Raw genomic sequence first — 18,875 nt, forward strand, 5'->3', positions numbered from 1 at the left:
GACATGAAGTTATGTTCTAGTCCATTTGCCGCCGATTCGCACGGACTGAATGTGCGGCGCATAACGCTACCGCGGCGCTGACAACGGCGAATCCGTCTAGAATGCCGCGTTGAATTGAAACTGAAATGACAGCGTGCGCCTTGATCGTGCGAGATGCTGCGCGCCGGGATAAACCTCTGATGAAACACCGCAGCATCGCGCCGCTCTGTACAGCGACGAACCGCCCTGTGCAGAACCCGCAGGACCGCCGATGAGCGCTGCAAGCTCCAAAAATCCGCCCTATCACGAGGAACCCGGCCGCGGCATCGCGTTTTCGGTGGGGGCATCGACGTTGTTTGCGCTGCTGTCGGCGTATGCGACATTGCTCGCACCGCTTACCGGCCTCGATATCTTCGCGTGGCGTGTCGTCTGGACCGTGCCCGGTGCGCTGCTCCTGCTCGCGTTGCGCGGCCGCCTTCCGCAATTGCTTGCTCTCGCGGTGCGCGCGGCGGGCAGACCGTACGTTGCGCTCGCTTTGCTCGTCAGCGCGGCATTGCTCGGCGCGCAACTGTGGCTATTCCTCTGGGCGCCGCTACACGGGCGGATGCTCGAAGTATCGCTGGGTTATTTCCTGCTGCCGCTGACGATGGTGCTGGTCGGCCGCTTCTATTTTCGCGAGCGACTCGATGGGCTGCAGTGGCTGGCGGTCGCCTGCGCAGCCGTCGGCGTTGCACACGAGCTATGGGTGACCGCTGCGTTCTCGTGGCCGACGCTGCTGGTCGCGCTCGGCTATCCGCCGTACTTCGTGTTGCGCCGCAAGATCAACGCGGACTCGCTGACCGCGTTCGCGTTCGAGATGCTTCTGCTGTTGCCGGTCGCGGTCGTGCTGATCGTCACCGGCGGTTCGCTCGCGCGAATCGCCGGCCGAATCGACATGTGGTGTTTGCTGCTACCCGGACTGGGCATGCTGAGTGCGTGCGCGCTCGCGTCGAATCTGAAGGCGAGCCGCCTGCTGCCGATGGCGCTGTTCGGTATTCTCGGTTACGTCGAACCGGTACTGCTGGTGCTCGTTTCCGTGACGCTGCTCGGCGAGACGCTGTCCGCGCAGCAACTCGCCACTTATATACCGATCTGGATTGCAGTCGCACTGACCGCACTGCATGGCGTGCGGCTCGTGCGCTTTGCGCCCCGTTGAGCTTGAGTGGGGTCTCAGTGCCCCGTTCAGTGTCCCGAATGCGCCGCGGTGCGGCCCGGGTTGATGCGGGTCGGTCCTACCTGCGCTTCGATCGCTTCGCGCAGCGACGGCCGCCAGCCGAAACCGAACAGCGCTTCGGCGAGCACGAACAGCGGGCCGACCAGCAGGCCCATCACGTCGTCGACGAAGGCCGGCTTGCGACCTTCGTAGGCGTGACCGACAAACTGAAAGACCCAGCCGACCACGAACAGGCCGATGCCGGCAACGAGCCACGTTACCGTGGCTTGCGTGGCGAGCCAGCGGCCCACTGCGAGACACAGCGCGGAGAAAACCGCCATCATCACGCCGAGCGGCACGTCGAGCACGAGGTAATAGACGGTTGCCCCGACGAACAGCACCCATGCCGGCGACAGCATGAACGGCAGCCCGCCGATCGCCCACGACGGCCGGCTGAGTAGCACGGCCAGCGCGAGTACGATCATCGGAATGCCGACGAAGTGCGTGGCGATATTGCGCCGGTCCCGGTGATAGGCGGCGTACTGGGTGAGTTGTTCGGTTAGCGTTCTCATGAGTGACGCTCCTGATGCAAAGCCCTCATAATCGCGGGCAACCGGTAAAAAAACCTTCAGCTAGCCGACAATCCGGCATAACTGCCCACCCAGGAGACAGGTCCCCATGGCCTCGCGTGCCTCGCCGTCCGAGCCGTTTGCAGGCGCCGCACTGATCGCGACGCTCGAGCGCAGCGCGTGGTTTCGCGCTGCACCGGAGGCGTTGCGCGCGCAACTGGTGGAATCGGGCCGCCTGCAGCGGCTCGCGGCCGGCGAGCGGCTCTTCATGCGTAACGATCCCGACGATGGCCTCTATTGTGTGCTCGATGGCCTGATGCGCATCGGCGCGGCCAGTTTCGCGGGCAAAGAAGCGCTGCTCGCCGTGATCGAACCGGTCAACTGGTTCGGCGAGATTACGCTGTTCGACGGCCGTGAGCGTACGCACGACGCGTACGCCGAGCGCGATTCGGTGCTGTTTCATGTGCGGCGCGCGGCGCTTGCGGCGATGCTCGAAGGCACGCCCGAATGGTGGCATGCGTTCGGCCTGTTACTCACGCAAAAGCTGCGCTTCGCTTTCGATGCGATCGAGGAAGCCGCGCTGCTGCCGGCCGCACAACGTGTGGCGCGCCGTCTGCTGCTGATGGCCGGCGGCTATGGAGAGTCGGGCACGCTGCGGCGCGTACTCAAGGTGCCGCAGGAAGACCTCGCGATGATGCTCGCGCTGTCGCGACAAACGACGAACCAGATCTTGCGGCAGTTCGAAATGCAGGGCGCATTGCAGCTGCGTTATGCGGAGATCGAAATCGTCGATGCGCAGAAGCTGGCTGAGCTTGCGAGTCTGGCGCCGCGTTGAAACTACTGCGGCAAAAAAAACGGGCCGCCTCTCGGCGACCCCAATGCGTGGATTTCCCACTCTAGGGATCGACTCTTAAGCACGGCTTAAATCCGCGTGCCTCAGCGCGACTCGCACTTCCGGTTCTAATTACGCGACCTTACTGATTCACGTCGCAGCCAGCGGCTTGCAGTGCCTGGTCTGCTGCTTTCGCCGCATCGCGGAACGCCGCGGAGTCGGGTGCAAAGCGCTGTTTTTCCTGCGCGGCGAATGCGTCGCGGGTTAATACGCGGCAACGCATCCGCTTCGCCCACGGACTGTCGTCGTCGCTGACGATCACGAAATCGCCTGGAAAGCCTGCTACATAGCGCACCGTAAATTCATCGCCCTCATGTGGATAAAACGCTGAGTTGTGCGGCGCATAGATGTTCAGGTCGTCGTCTTCGAACGTGGTTTCGACAACCTTGCCATCGGCGGTGCGCAGCAGCACGTTGTAACCGATGACACGGTGATTGTTATATCTCGTGCTGGTCCCGTAAGTACTGGTAACAGCTGCCTGACCCTGCTCGCCCATGCGATAAATGAGCAGCACACCGAGGTACGGGCCGAAGATGATGTTCACGACGGTCAGTACCACGGCCAGTGGGATTAACCAGCCAAAGTGGCGACGCAGACCTTTCAGAAATACGGCAGAGGCGAGTATCAGTGCAATGAGAACGGGCGGCATCAAGAAGCGCCAGCGGATCAGCGCCCATAGCACGTGCAGGGGTAGCGCCAGTGTGACGCCGACAGCAGGCGCGGCGTGTGCTGCGGGATGCCATGCGGTGGTTTCGCCGGTACTTGCGCCTACGCCTGCATTTGAGTTTGCGTTGGCCGACGCATGCACATGCGCCCCGGCCGCGCCCAGTGCCAGCGCCTCCAGACGCGCGCTCCAGCTCGGATGATTCGAAATCGTCGCGGGCGTTTCTGCGTGCACTACCGCAACGTCGGAACCGTGCAGCGCGGCGATCTCGTTGCCGGATATACGGAAGATCCGGTCGGCGGAATCGTCGGTGGTGATGAACAGTGGCGGGATCGGGGGTACGCCGAGATCGCGGGTGTTCGCCTGCGCGTGGGCGGCATCGACGAAGTGATAGAAGTCGAGCGAGAGCGTAGCGTCCGGCGGCGTATTGCTCGCGGCGCCGCTTTTATGCGTCTGCCAGAAGCAGTTGGACTTGCCCGGCGCCGGATGACTCGACGACCGGTCGATCACGGTGTCCGTGTCGGTCTCATTGTCGGCCGGCACGATCAGTTGCTCGGCATTGGCTTCCTGCACGAGCTTGCAGGCATCGGCGTCCGGAGCGTTTGCATCCGATGCGGCGGCGTGGGCCGTAAGCGAAAACGTGGCGAGGATAGCTAACGCAGCCAGGGCCAGCACACTGATCGCATGCGTGAGCCATCGGCTGCGTCGTGCAAGCAGGTCTTCTGCAGGATGCCGCATCCATTCCCCCGGATTTCGACGTGTCACGCGGCATGCTGCTTGCAGTGGACACGGCGAAAAGATCGAATAGCCCGGAGTATCGAGAGGAGGCTCAGCGTCTGTCAAGGCAGGCGTACGCCGCCGACGTTGCTGACGGATACCTGCAACACAAGAGCGGTGCTGCGCAGCGAGAGCGGTTCAGCGGCTGAACACGCTGTGTTCAGCATGCACGGTCTGTCGATCGACTGCCTGCAGACGCCAGTAGCCGGTAGCAGGCGTATGTGCCTGCACGCACGACCACGCAGCCGGACCTTGCGCAGAGCTGACGCGCTGCCTGCGGTCGACCGACAGACCGCGCAGCGTGCACAGCGGTGCATCGGTGCTCGGCGCGCACAGCGTCGTGACGCCGTCGACATCGCGCACTTCGCCCCACGGGGGCAGATCGATTCCGTCATGCGCTTCGCGCGACCACCGATGTTCATCGGTATCGAGCCAGAGCACGGCGTAATCGTGGTTGACGGTGGGATCGGAACCGTTGATCAGGATGGTGAGTCGCATGGCAATTTCACCGAGGGTATAGCTATACGAGTGTAGACGGGGGTGCGCATTATGCAAGGTGCGCGGCTATCGGTGGGATTGAAAAACACAATTGGGGAACCCCTTGCCCAGCTTCTAGATTTAGATACACGCTGGCGGACCGCGTGCCCCGCTGTCGTTGCATCGCTTACGTGGACATCGGACAGACGATCGTTCGCTTTACCCCCCTCGCGCACCCCACATACACGGCTTTCCAGGAGGTTTAGATGTCGCAACTCAAGGGAACGAAGACAGAGGACAACCTTAAGGCAGCGTTTGCCGGCGAATCGCAGGCAAACCGTCGCTATCTGTACTTCGCCGCCAAGGCGGATGTGGAGGGCCAGAATGACGTCGCCGCGTTGTTCCGTTCCACCGCCGAAGGTGAAACCGGTCATGCGCACGGCCACCTCGAATATCTCGAAGCATCGGGCGACCCCGCCACCGGCCTGCCGTTCGGTTCGTCGCGTCTGAATCTCGAGGCGGCGATCGCGGGCGAAACGCACGAATACACGGACATGTACCCGGGTATGGCGAAGGAGGCGCGCGAAGAAGGCTTCGATGAAATTGCCAACTGGTTCGAAACGCTCGCGAAAGCCGAACGTAGTCACGCGAACCGCTACACGAAAGCACTCGACGCCCTGGTGGATTGACGTGCCGGCGCGCGCCGGAAGGGTCTAGCGGCGCGCGTTGGTTACGCTATGGATGCGTGCGGCAAGGTCCGCACGCACGGGCACGACCGTGTGCGGTGCGTGCGCGACAAAACCACAATCCCCAGGAGACTGACGATATGCCCCACAAGGAAGGCAGTCTCGAAGCGCCCATCCGGCATCCGCTCGACTGGCTCTCGGACGGTTTCTACGATCAGGACGCGCTCGACAAGGAACTGGCACGCGTCTTCGATATCTGCGCCGGTTGTCGACGTTGCGTGTCGCTCTGTGGCGCGTTTCCGCAGCTCTTCGATCTCGTCGATGCAACCGACGGCGGCGAAGTCGAAGAAGTCGACAAGCGCGAATTCGGCAAGGTCGTCGATCAGTGCTATCTGTGCGACCTGTGCTACATGACGAAATGCCCGTACGTGCCGCCGCATCAGTGGAATGTCGATTTTCCGCACCTGATGCTGCGCGCGAAAGCGGTCGATTATCAGCGCGGCGACGTGAGCATGCGCGACCGCTTTCTGTCGAATACCGATGCGCTCGGGCATCTCGCCGGTATTCCGATCGTCACGCAGACGGTCAACGCGGTGAACCATACGGGCGCCGCGCGCGGGTTGATGGAAAAGGCGCTCGGTGTCGACAAGGACGCATGGTTGCCCGATTTCGCCACACGCAAATTCCGTAGTGCGGCGAAGAAGTCGCCGGCTACACCCGTGAACGACGGCGAGCGCACGCCCGGCAAGGTTGCGATCTACGCGACCTGCTACGTGAATTTCAACGAACCCGGTATCGGCCACGATCTGCTCGCCGTGCTTGCTCACAACGGCATTCCGTATGAACTGGTCAAAAGCGAAGCCTGTTGCGGCATGCCGTTGCTCGAACAGGGCGACCTGAAGGGCGTCGCGCAGAAGAAAGAGAAGAACCTGCCGGTGCTCGCGAAATACGCGCGCGAAGGCTATGCACTGATCGGTGCGATTCCGAGCTGCGTGCTGATGTACAAGCACGAACTACCGCTGATGTTTCCCGACGACGCCGACGTGCGCGCCGTCAGCGAAGCGTTCTGGGACCCGTTCGAATACTTCGTGGCGCGCCATCGCGACGGTCTGCTGAACACCGACTTCAAAACCGCGCTCGGCAAGGTTTCATACCACGTGCCGTGTCATGGTCGCGTGCAGAACATCGGTCGCAAGACCTTCGAAACGCTGACGCTCGTGCCCGATACGAAGGTGACGGTGGTCGAGCGCTGTTCGGGGCACGCGGGCACGTTCGGTGTGAAGAAGGAATTTCACCGCATGTCGATGCAGATCGGCACGCCGGTATTCAAGGCGATGGCGCAGCCGCAGCCCGACTATATTTCGTCGGATTGCCAGCTCGCGGGCCATCATATCGAACAGGGTATCGAGGAGAACGGCCTGCCGAAAGCGCAGCTCGCTCACCCGTTGACGCTGCTGCGCAAGGCGTACGGTATTTGACGTTGATGCTGAAACCGAATCAAGAGGATCTCCGATGAGCATTGCCAGGAATTCGTTGCTGTCGCTCGAAAACTATTCGAAGGCGCGCAAGACGATGCGCGCGCAGGTCATCGAGCACAAGAAGCTGCGCACCGTGCCGCTCGGCAATCACGTCACGTTTCTGTTCGAGGATGAGCTGACCATCCGCTATCAGATTCAGGAGATGCTGCACATCGAGAAGATCTTCGATGAGGACGGCATTCAAGGCGAACTCGACGCGTACTTGCCGCTCGTGCCCGACGGCAGCAACCTGAAGGCGACGATGCAGATCGAGTACGCGAACGAAGTGGAGCGGGCCGCCGCGCTCGCGCGGTTGATCGGTATCGAAGATCGCGTATTCGTTGAAGTGGACGGCGAGCCGCCGGCCTACGCGATCGCTGACGAGGATCTCGAACGCGACAACGCGCAGAAAACGTCCGCGGTGCACTTCGTGCGGTTCGAGTTCACGCCGGCGATGAAGACGCGGCTACGCGACGGGGCGTCGTTGAAGATCGGTTGCGATCATCCGCACTATCCGGTGCCGGTGCAGACGGTTGAACCGCAGGTGCGGACTGCGCTGCTCGCGGACTTCAAGTAGCCGCAAGCAGCGCTTCGGTACGGTTCACGCGAAAATCACGCGAGATCCAGCGAACCCGTCATATCGCCGGGCGGCACCTGGCCGTTCTGCGCGAAAGCTCGATCGCGCGCAAGCACCCCATCGAGCGGCGCGAGGCCGTGCACGCGCGTGATCAACCGAAGAATCGAATTCGTGTCGTAGAGCGTGTGATCGACGTAGCCCTTCTTCGCGAGCGGTGAGATCACGAGCGCCGGAATGCGCGAGCCCGGGCCCCAGCGGTCGCCCTTTGGTGGCGCGACCGGGTCCCACCAGCCGCCGTTTTCATCGTGTGTGACGATCACCACCGTGTTGGCCCACTGGGGACCGCGTTGCAGATGATCGATCACATTGGCGATGTGGCGGTCGCCCGATTCGACATCCGCGTATCCCGCGTGCATGTTCAGGTTCCCCTGCGGTTTGTAGAACGTGACAGCCGGCAGGCGGCCCGCGTCGATATCGGCGATCAGCCGGTTGGTCGACGCGTCCTCACCGACGCCGCCGTCGCGCAGATAGCGGCGGCGCGCATCGGTGCCCGGCGCGTAGTTCGCGAAGTAGTTGAACGGCTGGTGGTGATACTGGAAGTCGGGCACGGCGCCCATATCGCGATGATCGAGTGCGTACTGCCATGCACCGCTGTACCACGCCCAGTCGACGCCTTTTGCCGACAGGCGGTCGCCGATGGTCGCGTACGTTTGCGGCGGCAGCACTTTCGGATCGGCTGGGTTCGCCAGCAACGGATTGCCGCCCGCGGCGGGTCGCACGAAGCTCGGTTGATACGGCGGCGCCATCGTGTTGACCGCGTAGCCGTCGGGCGTGAAGAGACCGTCATTGATGAACTTCGGCGGGCCGTCGAGTGCGGAGGCCGGCGAATCTGTTGCAACCTTCAGGCGCGTGCCGGTCGGATCGTCGCCTTCCACCACCGAGACGAAACGCTTTGCCGGGCTGTTCAACAGATCCGGATAGAGCGGCGCCTGCGCGGAGATCAGGAAGATGTGATTCAGCCACGAACCGCCGAACGCCGCCATGAAGAAGTGATCGCAAAGCGTGTATTGCCGCGCGAGATTCCAGAGCCGGAGTGTTTCGGCGGAATTGCGGTAGTGGCCCATCACGAGGCCGCCCGAATCGGCCCACGCGACGAACTGATCGTTGCGCCCGGCGTTGATCTGCATCTGGTTCTGATAGAAGCGATGCCACAGGTCGCGCGTAATCACGCCGTTCGGTAGCGGTGCCCCTTGTGCGTCGGTGAGATGAAACGGGCCGTTGCGCAAGCCCGTGATATCGCCTTCGGCGATCGCGTAGCGCTTGCCGTCCACTTCCTGTGCCTGCGGCACGAGTCCGCCCCAGAATTTCGGTAGCTGCGCGAGCGGTGTCTTGCCGTCGCGATCGAGTTGCGTGGATCGTGCGGCTGGCACTGTGTCGAGCGGATGCAGTGTGCCGGGGAAGTTGCCGTACAGATTCGCGAAGCTGCGATTCTCCGCGTAGATCACGACAATGTTGCGCACCTGGTCGCGCAACGCTGCATCGAGCCGCAGATCGGCCGCGCTGCGCGGGCCGCCGCCGTTTGTCGAAGTCTGGTCCTCCGTCTGGCAACCGGCGAGGATCAGCCCCATACCGACGGCGGCTATCCCCGTGAGGACACGGCGGCGCTCGGGATCGTCCGGCGTATCGTCGCTGGCGGCGGGCAGGTTCGGATCGTTGAGATCGTTCTCGTTCATCGGCGTGGCTCCTGAATCCGTGGGCGGAAGTGGCAGCATCGGCTACGCATGGCGGCGAGCCGCGGCAATGTGCGGCAGCGTGCACGCGCTGAGCAACGCGCATCGTGACATGCGGTGGGTGCGGACCGCAACCTGGGCCGGATGGGAGGGTGCTGCTTCGCTTCAGCGGATCGGCAGGACGCGCCATGCGATGAAAGGGGAATGCAGGGCCGCGCTGTGCCGTGACGCGGCGCGCACTCACGACGTACTTACAGCTCCTTGCGATAAACGACGAACCCCGGACGACTGGCCACGTCGTCGTAAAGCCGCATCGCGGTTGTGTTGGTTTCCTGCGTGATCCAATAAACGCGCGATGAACCGCTAGCCTTTGCACGCGTATAAACCTCTTCGATCAGCGCACGACCGACACCCTTGCCGCGTTCGCTGGCGAGCGTAAACAGATCCTGCAAGTAGCAGGTCGGCCCCACGAGTGTCGTGCTGCGATGAAACAGGTAATGCACGAGCCCGACCAGTTGCCCGTCGCGTTCGGCGACCAGCGCATGCATCGGCTCGTAGCCATCGAAAAAACGGCTCCATGTGAGGTCGGTGATCGCGCGCGGCAGCGCGGTTGCGCCGGTGCGCCCATAGAACGCGTTGTAGCCGTCCCAGAGCGGTAGCCACGCGTCGAAATCGGTGGGCGTTACGGGGCGGATCTGCAGTGTGTCGGTCACGGGTCGGGTTCCTTGGTGCATGGCTTCGATTGTTCGATAGGAAGCAGGATAGAAAATTTGTGGCACCATTGTTAGCTCCACCTCGAAAGCAAAATCTGGAGCCACGCACCTTGGACTACGCGCTGCTGATGTCGAACTTCGCGAAGCGGACAAACGGCCGCAAGCTGACCCAGCAGAATCTGCTGTACGAGAGCCTGCGTCAGGCGATACTCGACGGCGATCTGCGCTACGGCACTCAGCTCGTGCCGACGCGCGCGCTGGCCGAGCAGCTCGGCATTGCGCGCAATTCCGCGTTGTACGCATACGAGCGGCTGACCGAGGAAGGCTTCATCACGACGAGCCGGCATGGGTCGGTGGTGAGCCGCGTGGCGTTTTCCGCATCCGCCGATCTGCACGGCACCGGCGGCACGGCGAGCCGTCTGTCGCGACGGGTGGCCGACTTGCCGCGCGAGCGCGGCGGGCCCGACAATCCGACGCCGTTTCGCCCGGGCGTGCCTGCGCTCGATGAGTTTCCGGTGGCGCAGTGGCGTGCGTCGGTGGAGCGCGCATGGCGCACGATCGATCCGCACGAGCTCGGCTATGGCAACAGTGCCGGGCACCCTGCGCTCAGACGTGCGATTACAGAGTACGTGCGCGTTTCGCGCGGCGTGCGCTGTTCGATGGATCAGGTCTTCATCACGCAGGGCACCCAGGCGAGCCTCGATCTATGCGCCCGCCTGCTCGCCGATCCTGGCGAAACCGCGTGGGTCGAGAATCCCGGCTATCACGGCGCGAAGGCCGCGTTTCAGACGGCGGGATTGCGGCTCGAACCGATTCCGGTGGACGCATCCGGTATCGCGCCGACGCCGCGCCACTGGCGCGAGACACCGCCGCGGCTCGTCTATACGACGCCGTCGCACCAGTATCCGCTCGGCTGCGTGCTGAGCCTCGAGCGGCGCCGCTCGATCATCGAGAACGCCATGGCCTGCGGCGCGTGGATCATCGAGGACGATTACGACAGCGAGTTGCGGCACAACGGACCGCCGTTACCGGCAATCCAGGGGCTCGCGGCGCATGCGCCCGTGGTCTATCTGGGCACCTACAGCAAGACGATGTTTCCGGCACTGCGGATGAGCTTCATGATCGTGCCGGCGCATCTCGTGCAGCAGATCGATGAAGCGTTGGGCGAGATCGCGCGTCAGGGGCGCGTGGCGGAACAGATCGCACTGGCGCACTTCATCGACAGCGGCAAGTACGCGCGTCATCTGCGACGGATGCGGCGGCTCTATCAACAACGCCGGGTCGCGCTCGTCGCCGCGATCGACCGGCAGATGGGCGATCTCGTCACGCTTTCCGCGGATGGCGGCGGCATGCATTTAACCGTGCGTCTCGATGCGCCGTTGCAGGATCGCGAGGTCAGCGACGCAATGCGCGACCACGGGCTCTACATCGCGCCGCTCAGCACGTATTGCCTGCCCGGCACCGATGCCAGCGATTACAACGGCTTCATTCTCGGCTACGCGGGCGTGCCGGCGGAGAAAGCCGATGCGCTGGTCGCGCGGCTCGCGCGCGTGATCCGCTCGCTTGGCGAGCGCAAGCCAACGCAGCGGCTCGAGGCTGTACGCCTGCCGAGTACGGAACTGGTGTGAAATCCCGGCCGCGCGAGCGCGCAGCCGGTTGCGCGTTTCAGTGCCGCGATTGCCGCAGCGTTTCGCGAACTTTCTTCGCGACGAGAACCGACATGTAATCGAGGATCCGGGCATCCGCCTTGTAGTCGGCCAGCGTGTCGGCGTAGATCTTCGAGACTGTCTCCGCAGGGGTATTCGTTTCAGCGGCGATGGCCTTTACTACTTCGTCAACGTTCGGCTGAGGCTGAGCCATGGGATTCTCCGGGGGGAAGGGCAGTCGGACGACAGACAACGGGGGTTTTCATTAGAGGGCATCGAAAATCACGATGCCAATTAAATCAATCTATCGCGTGTGACACCCGTGACCCGGCACTTTTTCTGTCGCAATGCCGGCGGCCCTGAGCCGTCGTTACAAAAAATTGCTCAACCGTTTGGTTGAATAAAGAGTGGGATATACCTATACTCCGGCACATGGCGAATCCCGAATCTTCCCTCGACGATGTCTTTCACGCGCTGTCCGATCCGACCCGGCGCGCGATGCTCGCCAGCCTCGCTGACGGCGAGCGCAACATCGGCGAACTGGCCGAGCCGTTCGAGATCTCGTTCGCGGCGGCGTCGAAACACGTGAAGGTGCTCGAAGGCGCGGGGTTGATCCGGCGTCGTATCGAAGGTCGCTCGCATATCTGCCGGATGGAGGCGGGGCCGCTTGCCGCGGCCGATCAGTGGCTGTGTTTCTACGAACGCTTCTGGAGCGCGCGGCTCGACACGCTCGAACAGCTTCTGCAGCAGGACGATGCCACATCCGATGGCATGCCTTTACCCAATCGTAAGGAGGCACCCAGATGAGCGACGAAAGCGATTTCGGCGTCGCAAGAGGCACGCAGACGGTGCGTTTCGAGCGCCTGCTGCCGGGGCCGATCGAGCGCGTGTGGCGCTATCTCGTGGAGTCGGACAAACGCGGGCAGTGGCTCGCAAGTGGCGACGATGTGCCGGCGCAGGTCGGCGGCGAGTTTCAGATGTTCTTTCACCATGGAAATCTGTCGCCGGAGAAGACGCCGACGCCCGAGCGCTTCAAAAAATACGAAGACGGTGTTTCGTCGATGCATCGGGTGACGCGCTATGAACCGCCGCATACGCTCGGCTTTACGTGGGGCGATGGTGCGGATGGCGGCGATTCGGATGTGCTGATCGAGCTGATGGCGCTCGGCGACAAGGTGCGCTTTGTGCTGACGCATCGCAAGCTGTCGGGTCGTCACGCGCAGGTCAATGTGTCGGGCGGCTGGCATACCCATCTGGCCGTGCTGGTCGAGCGGCTGAACGGGCGTGTGCCGGTGTCGTTCTGGACGTTGTTCGAAGGTGTTGAGGAACAGTACGAGCGGCGCTATCCCAAGGCATGAGGCACGCGCACCTCGCTTCGGAGGCGATGGACGTCATACGGCATCGCCCCGGTCATTGAGAAACTGGGTAATCAAACCGCGAGCGCGATGCCTTCGCGTTGCAGCACACGCTGTACCGCTGGGCGCGCCAGCGACCGCTGCATATGCCCACTCCACGCAAGGTAGTTCGCGCGTATGTCGATACCGATCCGCATGCCCCAGGCGTACAACACCAACAGAAACGGATCGACAATCGTATAGCTACCCGGCACGGCCCATTCGCGGCCGTCGGCGAGCGCTGCTTCGATCTTCGCGTACGCATCGAACACGACCTGTTTGCCGTTCGCACGAATCTCATCATGGTTGGCTTCGATGCCGGTGAAGCGCGCGGGTCGCCAGATTTCGCCGTAACCAATCGCGTGTATCCAGCCGACCAGCCACGCGAGCCATTCGTGGCAGCGGGCCTCGGCGGCGGCGTCATTCACAGGCAGCAGGTCGCCCGCCGGATGCTGGCGCGCGAGATACGTGAGGATGGCCGGTAACTCGGTGAGCACGCGGGTCTCGCCGGGCAACCGTAGCGCAGGCACGCGCCCTTTTGGATTGATCGACAGATACGCTTGCTGTTGCGTCGCACCTTGCGCAATCGGTACGGCTTCGAGTTCGTACGCAACGCCGAGCTCTTCGAGCGCGATATGGACCGCCATCGAACAGGCGCCGGGGGAGTAGTAGAGGGTGTAGTTCATGCAGCGAGTTTATGAGCCGACCCGCCCGTCTTCAAACGATGATTTGTACGGCCACGGCATTAGTGATACTAATGTGGTCATGACTTTTTCTTCCCGCATCCCACCGCTGCAAACGCTGCGCGTTTTCGAAGCCGCCGTGCGGCTGCGCAGCTTCACGCGTGCCGCCGACGAACTCGCGCTGACGCAGGGCGCGGTCAGCCAGCATGTGCGCGCACTCGAGTCGCAACTGGATGTGTCGCTATTCGAACGCACGCCGGGCGGCGCCATACCGACACCGCGCGCGCATGATCTTGCGCTCCAGGTGCGTCAGGGCCTGCGCGTGCTGGAGCGTGCATTCGGCGAGACGACGCATGGGCGTGCGCCTGTTCGCGCGCCGGACAACGCACCTGCCCGGCTGACGATCAGCGTGCTGCCCGTTTTCGCCGAGCGCTGGCTTGCTCCACGCCTGCCGCGGTTCTGTGCCGCGCATCCGGAGATCGCGGTGGACATCCGCCCGGGTGTTGCACTGGCGAAACTCGATCACCGCGATCGCGTGGACGTGGCACTGCGCTATGGTCCCGGCGAGTGGCCGGGACTGCACGCCGACAAGCTGATGGATGAGGAAGTCTTTCCCGTTGCGAGCCCGCATTATCGCGGCGGCAAACTGCCGCGCCGCTTCGCCGATCTCGCACACTGCACGCTGTTGCGGCACGCGGCGCAGCCATGGGAGCCGTGGTTTCAGGCCGCCGGTCTCGACATGACCGAACCGTCTGGCGCGGTGTCGTTCACCGATGGCGCGAAGTTGCTCGATGCGGCGTTGCGCGGCGACGGTATTGCGCTCGCGCGCCGCTCGGTGATCGAAACGGATCTCGCGTCCGGGCGGCTGGTGCAATTGTGGAAGCGCAGCGTGATCGATGTACATGCGCATTTCATCGTCTGGCGGCCGGACAGTGGGAAGCTGCCGGCGATCGACGCGCTGCGCGCGTGGCTGCATGCGGAAGTGGGCGCAGCAGCGTTGCGCTGAAACCGCCAGCCCGGGCGGCCGCGCAATCCGCGCCGATCCGATCGTTTTTCGGGCTCCCGTTTTATCTCACCTATTCGCCTTGTTGCGACTGCGGTCTTTCGTCATTCTAGTTGCATTAGAAAACTACATTTCCTACACTGCGTGAAAGTTTCAATTCGAAACTTGTTCTCACCTGGGATCGACATGCGTGCAGGAAAGGTCGAGTCGTTGCCGGAAGCTGCGGTCAGCGGTACGCCGTGCGCGGCATTGCCGATGAAGCAATCGATGGTGCTGTTGTTTGCCGTTGCCTGCGGTCTGAGTGTCGCAAACGTGTACTACGCGCAGCCGTTGCTCGACCTGCTGGCCCGCGACTTCAACGTGAGCCGTGCATCGATCGGTGGGGTGATCACGGCAACCCAGGCAGGTTGTGCGTTGGCGCTGGTATTGCTTGTGCCGCTCGGCGATCGTGCGAACCGACATCGGTTGATGGCTGTGCAACTGGTGTTGCTGGCCATCGCGCTGGTCGCGGTGGCGATGGCGCGGACCGCACCGTTGTTGCTGGCAGGCATGCTCGCGACGGGTCTGCTCGGTACCGCGATGACGCAGGGCTTGATCGCCTATGCGGCGACCGTTGCGGCGCCGCAGGAACGCGGACGCGTGGTCGGTGCGGCGCAGGGCGGTGTGGTGATCGGTCTGCTGCTGGCGCGCACGATGTCGGGACTCATCGCGGATGTTGCCGGCTGGCGTGCGGTCTACTTCACGTCGGCGGCGCTTGCGGTTGTCATGCTGCCAGTGCTCTGGCGCACGTTGCCCGCGCAACCGGCACCGCGCGTACGCATACCGTATCTGCGGCTGCTTGAATCGATGTTCACGCTACTCGCACACGACCGTGTGCTGCAGATTCGCGGCACGATCGGCATGCTGATGTTCGCAGCGTTCAGTGTGTTCTGGAGTGCGATGGCGTTGCCGCTCAGTGCGCCACCGTTCGCATTGCCGCATACGGCGATTGGTGCGTTTGGCCTAGCCGGCGCGGCCGGTGCATTGGCTGCGGCACGCGCCGGCTATTGGGCGGATCGCGGTAAAGGCGAATGGACGACCGGCGCTGCGTGGATCGTCCTGCTGCTGTCGTGGCTGCCCGCGGCGTTTCTGTCATCGGGCCTGTGGACACTCGTGATCGGCGTGCTGTTGCTCGACCTGAGTGGACAGGCGATACACGTGGTCAACCAGAGCATGATTTTTCGCACGCCTCCCGATGCGCACAGCCGCCTGGTGGGTTGCTACATGCTGTTCTATGCGACCGGTAGCGGCGCCGGCGCGCTTGCGTCGACGCACGTCTATGCGTGGGCGGGATGGACGGGCGTCTGTGTGCTCGGTGCGACGATCACACTTGCCGGGCTGCTGTTCTGGGCCATCACCCTGCGCGCGATGCCGCGACACGACGCATAAGACCATGCGTCGCGTGTTCCCAACATCGCACGATTACGCCAGCAGTGCGCAGAACCGCTCCATGTCGACGTTACCGCCACTGACGATCACCCCCACGCGCTTGCCCTGCAACTGCCCCTTCATCTGACGCGCCGCCGCGAAGCCGAGGCACCCGGTGGGTTCGACGACAAGCTTCATCCGCGATGCGAAGAAGCGCATACAGTCGACCAGTTGTGCATCGGTCGCGGTCAGCACATCGTCGACGTCGCGGCGAATGATCTCGAACGTATAAGCGCCGAGGTGCTGCGTCTGTGCGCCGTCGGCGATGGTCTTGGGCGTGTCGATATGCACGATCTTGCCAGTGCGGAACGATTGCTGCGCATCGTTGCCGGCTTCCGGTTCGACGCCGTACAGCTTGCAGTCGGGCGCGAGCACGCGGGTGGCGAGTGCCGAGCCCGACAGCAGGCCGCCACCGCCTAGACACACGAACAGCGCATCGAGCGGACCTGTTTCGTCGAACAGCTCTTTCGCCGCCGTGCCCTGGCCGGCGATCACATCGGGATGATCGTACGGTGGGATCTGCGTGAGGCCGCGTTCTTCGGCGAGCTTGCGGCTAATCTGTTCACGGTCTTCGGTGTAGCGGTCGTACATCACGACGTTGCCGCCGTAGCCCTTCGTCGCCGCGACCTTCGAGGCGGGTGCGTCGTGCGGCATGATGATCGTCGCGGGAATGTTCAGCAGCGCAGCCGACAGCGCGATGGCCTGCGCATGATTGCCCGACGAAAATGCAACGACACCCGCGCGTCGCTGCGCGTCGTCGAACTTCGACAACGCGTTGAAGGCACCGCGAAACTTGAACGCGCCCATGCGCTGCAGGTTCTCGCATTTGAAGAACACCTGCGCGCCCAGTTCGGCATCGATCGTGCGCGATTGCATGACGGGCGTGCGATGCGCGTGACCTTCGATGCGCCTGGCGGCAGCGGCGACGTCGTCATAAGTGGGCAGCGTAAGCATGTTCATTTCCTCGTGAGCGTGACTGGTTGAGCCCGGCGGCTTGCGCGCGCCAAGCGCCGTTCATGACTATTCTTTCGCATCGCCGTACACGGTTGCACGCGATACGCCGAGATACTGCGCAACGATCTCCATCGCGCGGCGCACCTCGAGGCAGCCGGATTGCTTCAGTTCCTGCATCAACAGGCGCCGGTCTTCGGCTTTCAACGAACGCGGCGCGGTGGAGAGGCTCGCCGCGAACCGGTCGATACGGCAGCGGATCGTATCGGCCCCCGCGGGGTCGAGTGATTCCTGCGGCGCCGCGTTCGGATCGGACGTGCCGAACTGCGTGAGCATGGCCTGCATGCCGCGGAACAGTGTGAGATCGACGTTGACGCATAGTGCCGCGACATAACGGCCGGTCGAGTCCTTGATACCGATCGACGTGCTCTTTGCCTGCCGCCCATCGACGAACTGATTCGGGTAATTCGCGAGCACCTGTGGATAGTCCGCGTCGCCAATACGCGCGAGGCCGAGTTCGGTAGCGGGTGCGCCGACCTGTCGGCCCGACAGGTTGTTGTGGATTGCAACGATGGCGTGTTTCGGATGCAACAGATCGTGCACGACCACTTCACAAAACGGCGCGAAGGTTTCGCCGAGTCCGTGCGCGACCTGCTTGAGCTGGTCGATCAACAGCGTCTGTTCGGGAGTTCGCTTGGTCTGCTTTACCATCTGGATATAATGTCTAAAGATGGATAATTCGTCAAGGCGCGGCTGGGTGGCCCGGTTGCACGACCTCTGCGCGGGTTTTGTCCTACCATATCGCGCGTACCGATCAGCGGCCAGTTGCCGACAGGAGAATGCGGTGTTGCGATCCAGATTCGTAGTGGCCGTTGCGGGAATGTGGGCGGTACTCGCACTCGGTATGGCCGGCAGCGCGGTGGCGTCGGACAGTGTGCCCGAGCGCTCCGTGGACTTCACGATCCACGACTTTCATTTCTCCGACGGCTCCACGCTGCCGGAAATTCATATCCATTACGCGACGCTCGGCACACCGCAGCGCGACACGCATGGCACGGTGACCAATGCGGTGCTGTTGATGCACGGCACGACAGGCACCGGCCGCGCTTTCCTGACACCGACGATGCGCCGCGAACTGTTTGCGCCGGGCGCACCGCTCGACGCACAGCGTTACTTCATCGTGATGCCCGACGGCCTGGGCCGCGGCGGTTCCAGCAAACCGAGCGACGGTTTGCGCACGAAATTTCCGCATTACGGGTACGGCGATGTGATCGAAGCGAATCACCGTCTGCTGGTGGACGGGCTGCACGTGGATCATCTGCGGCTCGTGCTCGGCACTTCGATGGGCGGCATGCAGACGTGGATGTGGGGCGAGCGCTACCCAGACATGGCCGATGCGCTGATGCCGATCGCGAGCCAGCCGATCGCAATGGCCGGTCGTAACTGGTTCTGGCGGCAGATGGTGGTCGGCGCGATCCGCAATGATCCTGGCTGGAACAACGGCGACTACACGACGCAACCCACGCAATGGGTGCGCACGATGCCGATCTTTGCGGTGATCACCGGTAACGCCGCGCGGATGCAGGCGGCAGCGCCCGATCGCGACTCTGCAACGCGCCTCTACGACGCGACCGTTGCGGATGCACAGAAGGTCGACGCAAACGATGCGCTGTACTGGTTCGAATCGTCGTGGGATTACGACCCCGCGCCGCAACTGTCGCGGATTCGCGCGCCGCTCTACGCCGTCAACTTTGCCGACGACCTGATCAATGCCGCCGATCTCGGCGTCATGCAGCGCGCGATCACCGCGGTCCCGCACGGGCGCTTCGTCGAGATTCCGGAGACCGCGCAGTCGTACGGCCACCAGACGCTCGCGCACCCGGAGGTATGGAAGCCGTACTTGGTCCAACTGCTCGACGACAGTGCGGCCTTACGTGCTCAGTGAAGCGCGCAGCGAA

20 protein-coding genes are annotated in these 18,875 nt (G+C 63.2%); 11 read left to right on the forward strand and 9 right to left on the reverse strand.

Annotated features, from left to right (window positions below; genetic code table 11):
• The first annotated feature begins 250 nt into the window (after positions 1–250).
• Positions 251–1,174 carry an EamA family transporter RarD gene (gene rarD / locus M0D65_RS17880; RefSeq protein ID WP_266253873.1) on the forward strand — a complete coding sequence of 308 codons (924 nt, stop codon included), beginning with the start codon at positions 251–253 and terminating at the stop codon, positions 1,172–1,174.
• 26 nt (positions 1,175–1,200) lie between these two features.
• On the opposite strand, the gene M0D65_RS17885 is transcribed toward rarD, so the two are convergent.
• A complete protein-coding gene (locus tag M0D65_RS17885; RefSeq protein WP_266253874.1) occupies positions 1,201–1,743 on the reverse strand; it encodes a DUF962 domain-containing protein in 543 nt (180 codons plus the stop codon).
• Between the two features lie 106 nt (positions 1,744–1,849).
• On the opposite strand from M0D65_RS17885, the gene M0D65_RS17890 reads away from it, so the two are divergent.
• A complete protein-coding gene (locus tag M0D65_RS17890; protein ID WP_091011895.1) occupies positions 1,850–2,575 on the forward strand; it encodes a Crp/Fnr family transcriptional regulator in 726 nt (241 codons plus the stop codon).
• A 139-nt stretch (positions 2,576–2,714) separates the two neighbouring features.
• Here M0D65_RS17890 and M0D65_RS17895 read toward each other — a convergent pair whose 3' ends face one another.
• Positions 2,715–4,061, reverse strand: coding sequence for a hypothetical protein (locus M0D65_RS17895; protein WP_266253875.1), 1,347 nt, complete (start codon positions 4,059–4,061; stop codon positions 2,715–2,717).
• A 150-nt stretch (positions 4,062–4,211) separates the two neighbouring features.
• Complete coding sequence (locus M0D65_RS17900; protein WP_091011891.1) at positions 4,212–4,571, reverse strand: DUF3564 domain-containing protein; 360 nt, start codon at positions 4,569–4,571, stop codon at positions 4,212–4,214.
• Between the two features lie 245 nt (positions 4,572–4,816).
• Between M0D65_RS17900 and M0D65_RS17905 the strand changes: the two genes are divergently transcribed.
• From M0D65_RS17905 to M0D65_RS17915, 3 genes are all read left to right on the forward strand, one after another.
• Positions 4,817–5,239 (forward strand): rubrerythrin family protein, encoded by a 423-nt coding sequence (locus tag M0D65_RS17905; protein WP_091011889.1) that lies wholly within the window; start codon positions 4,817–4,819, stop codon positions 5,237–5,239.
• Between the two features lie 137 nt (positions 5,240–5,376).
• Complete coding sequence (locus M0D65_RS17910; RefSeq protein ID WP_266253876.1) at positions 5,377–6,714, forward strand: heterodisulfide reductase-related iron-sulfur binding cluster; 1,338 nt, start codon at positions 5,377–5,379, stop codon at positions 6,712–6,714.
• Positions 6,715–6,748: 34 nt separating this feature from the next.
• On the forward strand, positions 6,749–7,330 hold the full coding sequence (locus tag M0D65_RS17915; protein WP_091011885.1) for a DUF3501 family protein: 582 nt from the start codon (positions 6,749–6,751) through the stop codon (positions 7,328–7,330).
• Between the two features lie 35 nt (positions 7,331–7,365).
• Here M0D65_RS17915 and M0D65_RS17920 read toward each other — a convergent pair whose 3' ends face one another.
• Complete coding sequence (locus M0D65_RS17920) at positions 7,366–9,063, reverse strand: acid phosphatase (protein ID WP_266253877.1); 1,698 nt, start codon at positions 9,061–9,063, stop codon at positions 7,366–7,368.
• Positions 9,064–9,311: 248 nt separating this feature from the next.
• On the reverse strand, positions 9,312–9,773 hold the full coding sequence (locus M0D65_RS17925; protein WP_266253878.1) for a GNAT family N-acetyltransferase: 462 nt from the start codon (positions 9,771–9,773) through the stop codon (positions 9,312–9,314).
• A gap of 110 nt (positions 9,774–9,883) precedes the next feature.
• On the opposite strand from M0D65_RS17925, the gene M0D65_RS17930 reads away from it, so the two are divergent.
• Complete coding sequence (locus M0D65_RS17930) at positions 9,884–11,401, forward strand: PLP-dependent aminotransferase family protein (protein ID WP_266253879.1); 1,518 nt, start codon at positions 9,884–9,886, stop codon at positions 11,399–11,401.
• A gap of 37 nt (positions 11,402–11,438) precedes the next feature.
• Here the strand turns inward: M0D65_RS17930 and M0D65_RS17935 are convergent, their stop codons facing one another.
• Positions 11,439–11,633 carry a DUF3562 domain-containing protein gene (locus tag M0D65_RS17935; protein WP_091011876.1) on the reverse strand — a complete coding sequence of 65 codons (195 nt, stop codon included), beginning with the start codon at positions 11,631–11,633 and terminating at the stop codon, positions 11,439–11,441.
• Positions 11,634–11,851: 218 nt separating this feature from the next.
• Between M0D65_RS17935 and M0D65_RS17940 the strand changes: the two genes are divergently transcribed.
• A complete protein-coding gene (locus M0D65_RS17940; protein WP_266253880.1) occupies positions 11,852–12,226 on the forward strand; it encodes a helix-turn-helix transcriptional regulator in 375 nt (124 codons plus the stop codon).
• On the forward strand, positions 12,223–12,777 hold the full coding sequence (locus M0D65_RS17945; protein ID WP_266253881.1) for an SRPBCC family protein: 555 nt from the start codon (positions 12,223–12,225) through the stop codon (positions 12,775–12,777). Before M0D65_RS17940 ends, M0D65_RS17945 begins: the two co-directional genes overlap by 4 nt.
• Before the next feature lie 71 nt (positions 12,778–12,848).
• On the opposite strand, the gene M0D65_RS17950 is transcribed toward M0D65_RS17945, so the two are convergent.
• The gene (locus M0D65_RS17950) at positions 12,849–13,499 is read right to left on the reverse strand and encodes a glutathione S-transferase family protein (protein WP_266253882.1); all 651 of its coding nucleotides are present in this window, start codon (positions 13,497–13,499) and stop codon (positions 12,849–12,851) included.
• Positions 13,500–13,578: 79 nt separating this feature from the next.
• Here M0D65_RS17950 and M0D65_RS17955 point away from each other — a divergent pair, with 79 nt between their 5' ends.
• Positions 13,579–14,502 carry a LysR substrate-binding domain-containing protein gene (locus M0D65_RS17955; RefSeq protein WP_266253883.1) on the forward strand — a complete coding sequence of 308 codons (924 nt, stop codon included), beginning with the start codon at positions 13,579–13,581 and terminating at the stop codon, positions 14,500–14,502.
• A 252-nt stretch (positions 14,503–14,754) separates the two neighbouring features.
• On the forward strand, positions 14,755–15,927 hold the full coding sequence (locus M0D65_RS17960) for an MFS transporter (RefSeq protein WP_266254155.1): 1,173 nt from the start codon (positions 14,755–14,757) through the stop codon (positions 15,925–15,927).
• 33 nt (positions 15,928–15,960) lie between these two features.
• Here the strand turns inward: M0D65_RS17960 and M0D65_RS17965 are convergent, their stop codons facing one another.
• Both M0D65_RS17965 and M0D65_RS17970 read right to left on the reverse strand, forming a co-directional pair.
• On the reverse strand, positions 15,961–16,926 hold the full coding sequence (locus M0D65_RS17965; RefSeq protein ID WP_266253884.1) for a threo-3-hydroxy-L-aspartate ammonia-lyase: 966 nt from the start codon (positions 16,924–16,926) through the stop codon (positions 15,961–15,963).
• Positions 16,927–16,986: 60 nt separating this feature from the next.
• Positions 16,987–17,628 carry a transcriptional regulator gene (locus tag M0D65_RS17970; RefSeq protein WP_266253885.1) on the reverse strand — a complete coding sequence of 214 codons (642 nt, stop codon included), beginning with the start codon at positions 17,626–17,628 and terminating at the stop codon, positions 16,987–16,989.
• A 169-nt stretch (positions 17,629–17,797) separates the two neighbouring features.
• Between M0D65_RS17970 and M0D65_RS17975 the strand changes: the two genes are divergently transcribed.
• On the forward strand, positions 17,798–18,862 hold the full coding sequence (locus tag M0D65_RS17975; protein ID WP_266254156.1) for an alpha/beta fold hydrolase: 1,065 nt from the start codon (positions 17,798–17,800) through the stop codon (positions 18,860–18,862).
• Positions 18,863–18,875 lie beyond the last annotated feature (13 nt).

Origin of the sequence: Paraburkholderia sp. CHISQ3, from assembly GCF_030464945.1 — a bacterium.
Lineage (GTDB): Bacteria > Pseudomonadota > Gammaproteobacteria > Burkholderiales > Burkholderiaceae > Paraburkholderia > Paraburkholderia megapolitana.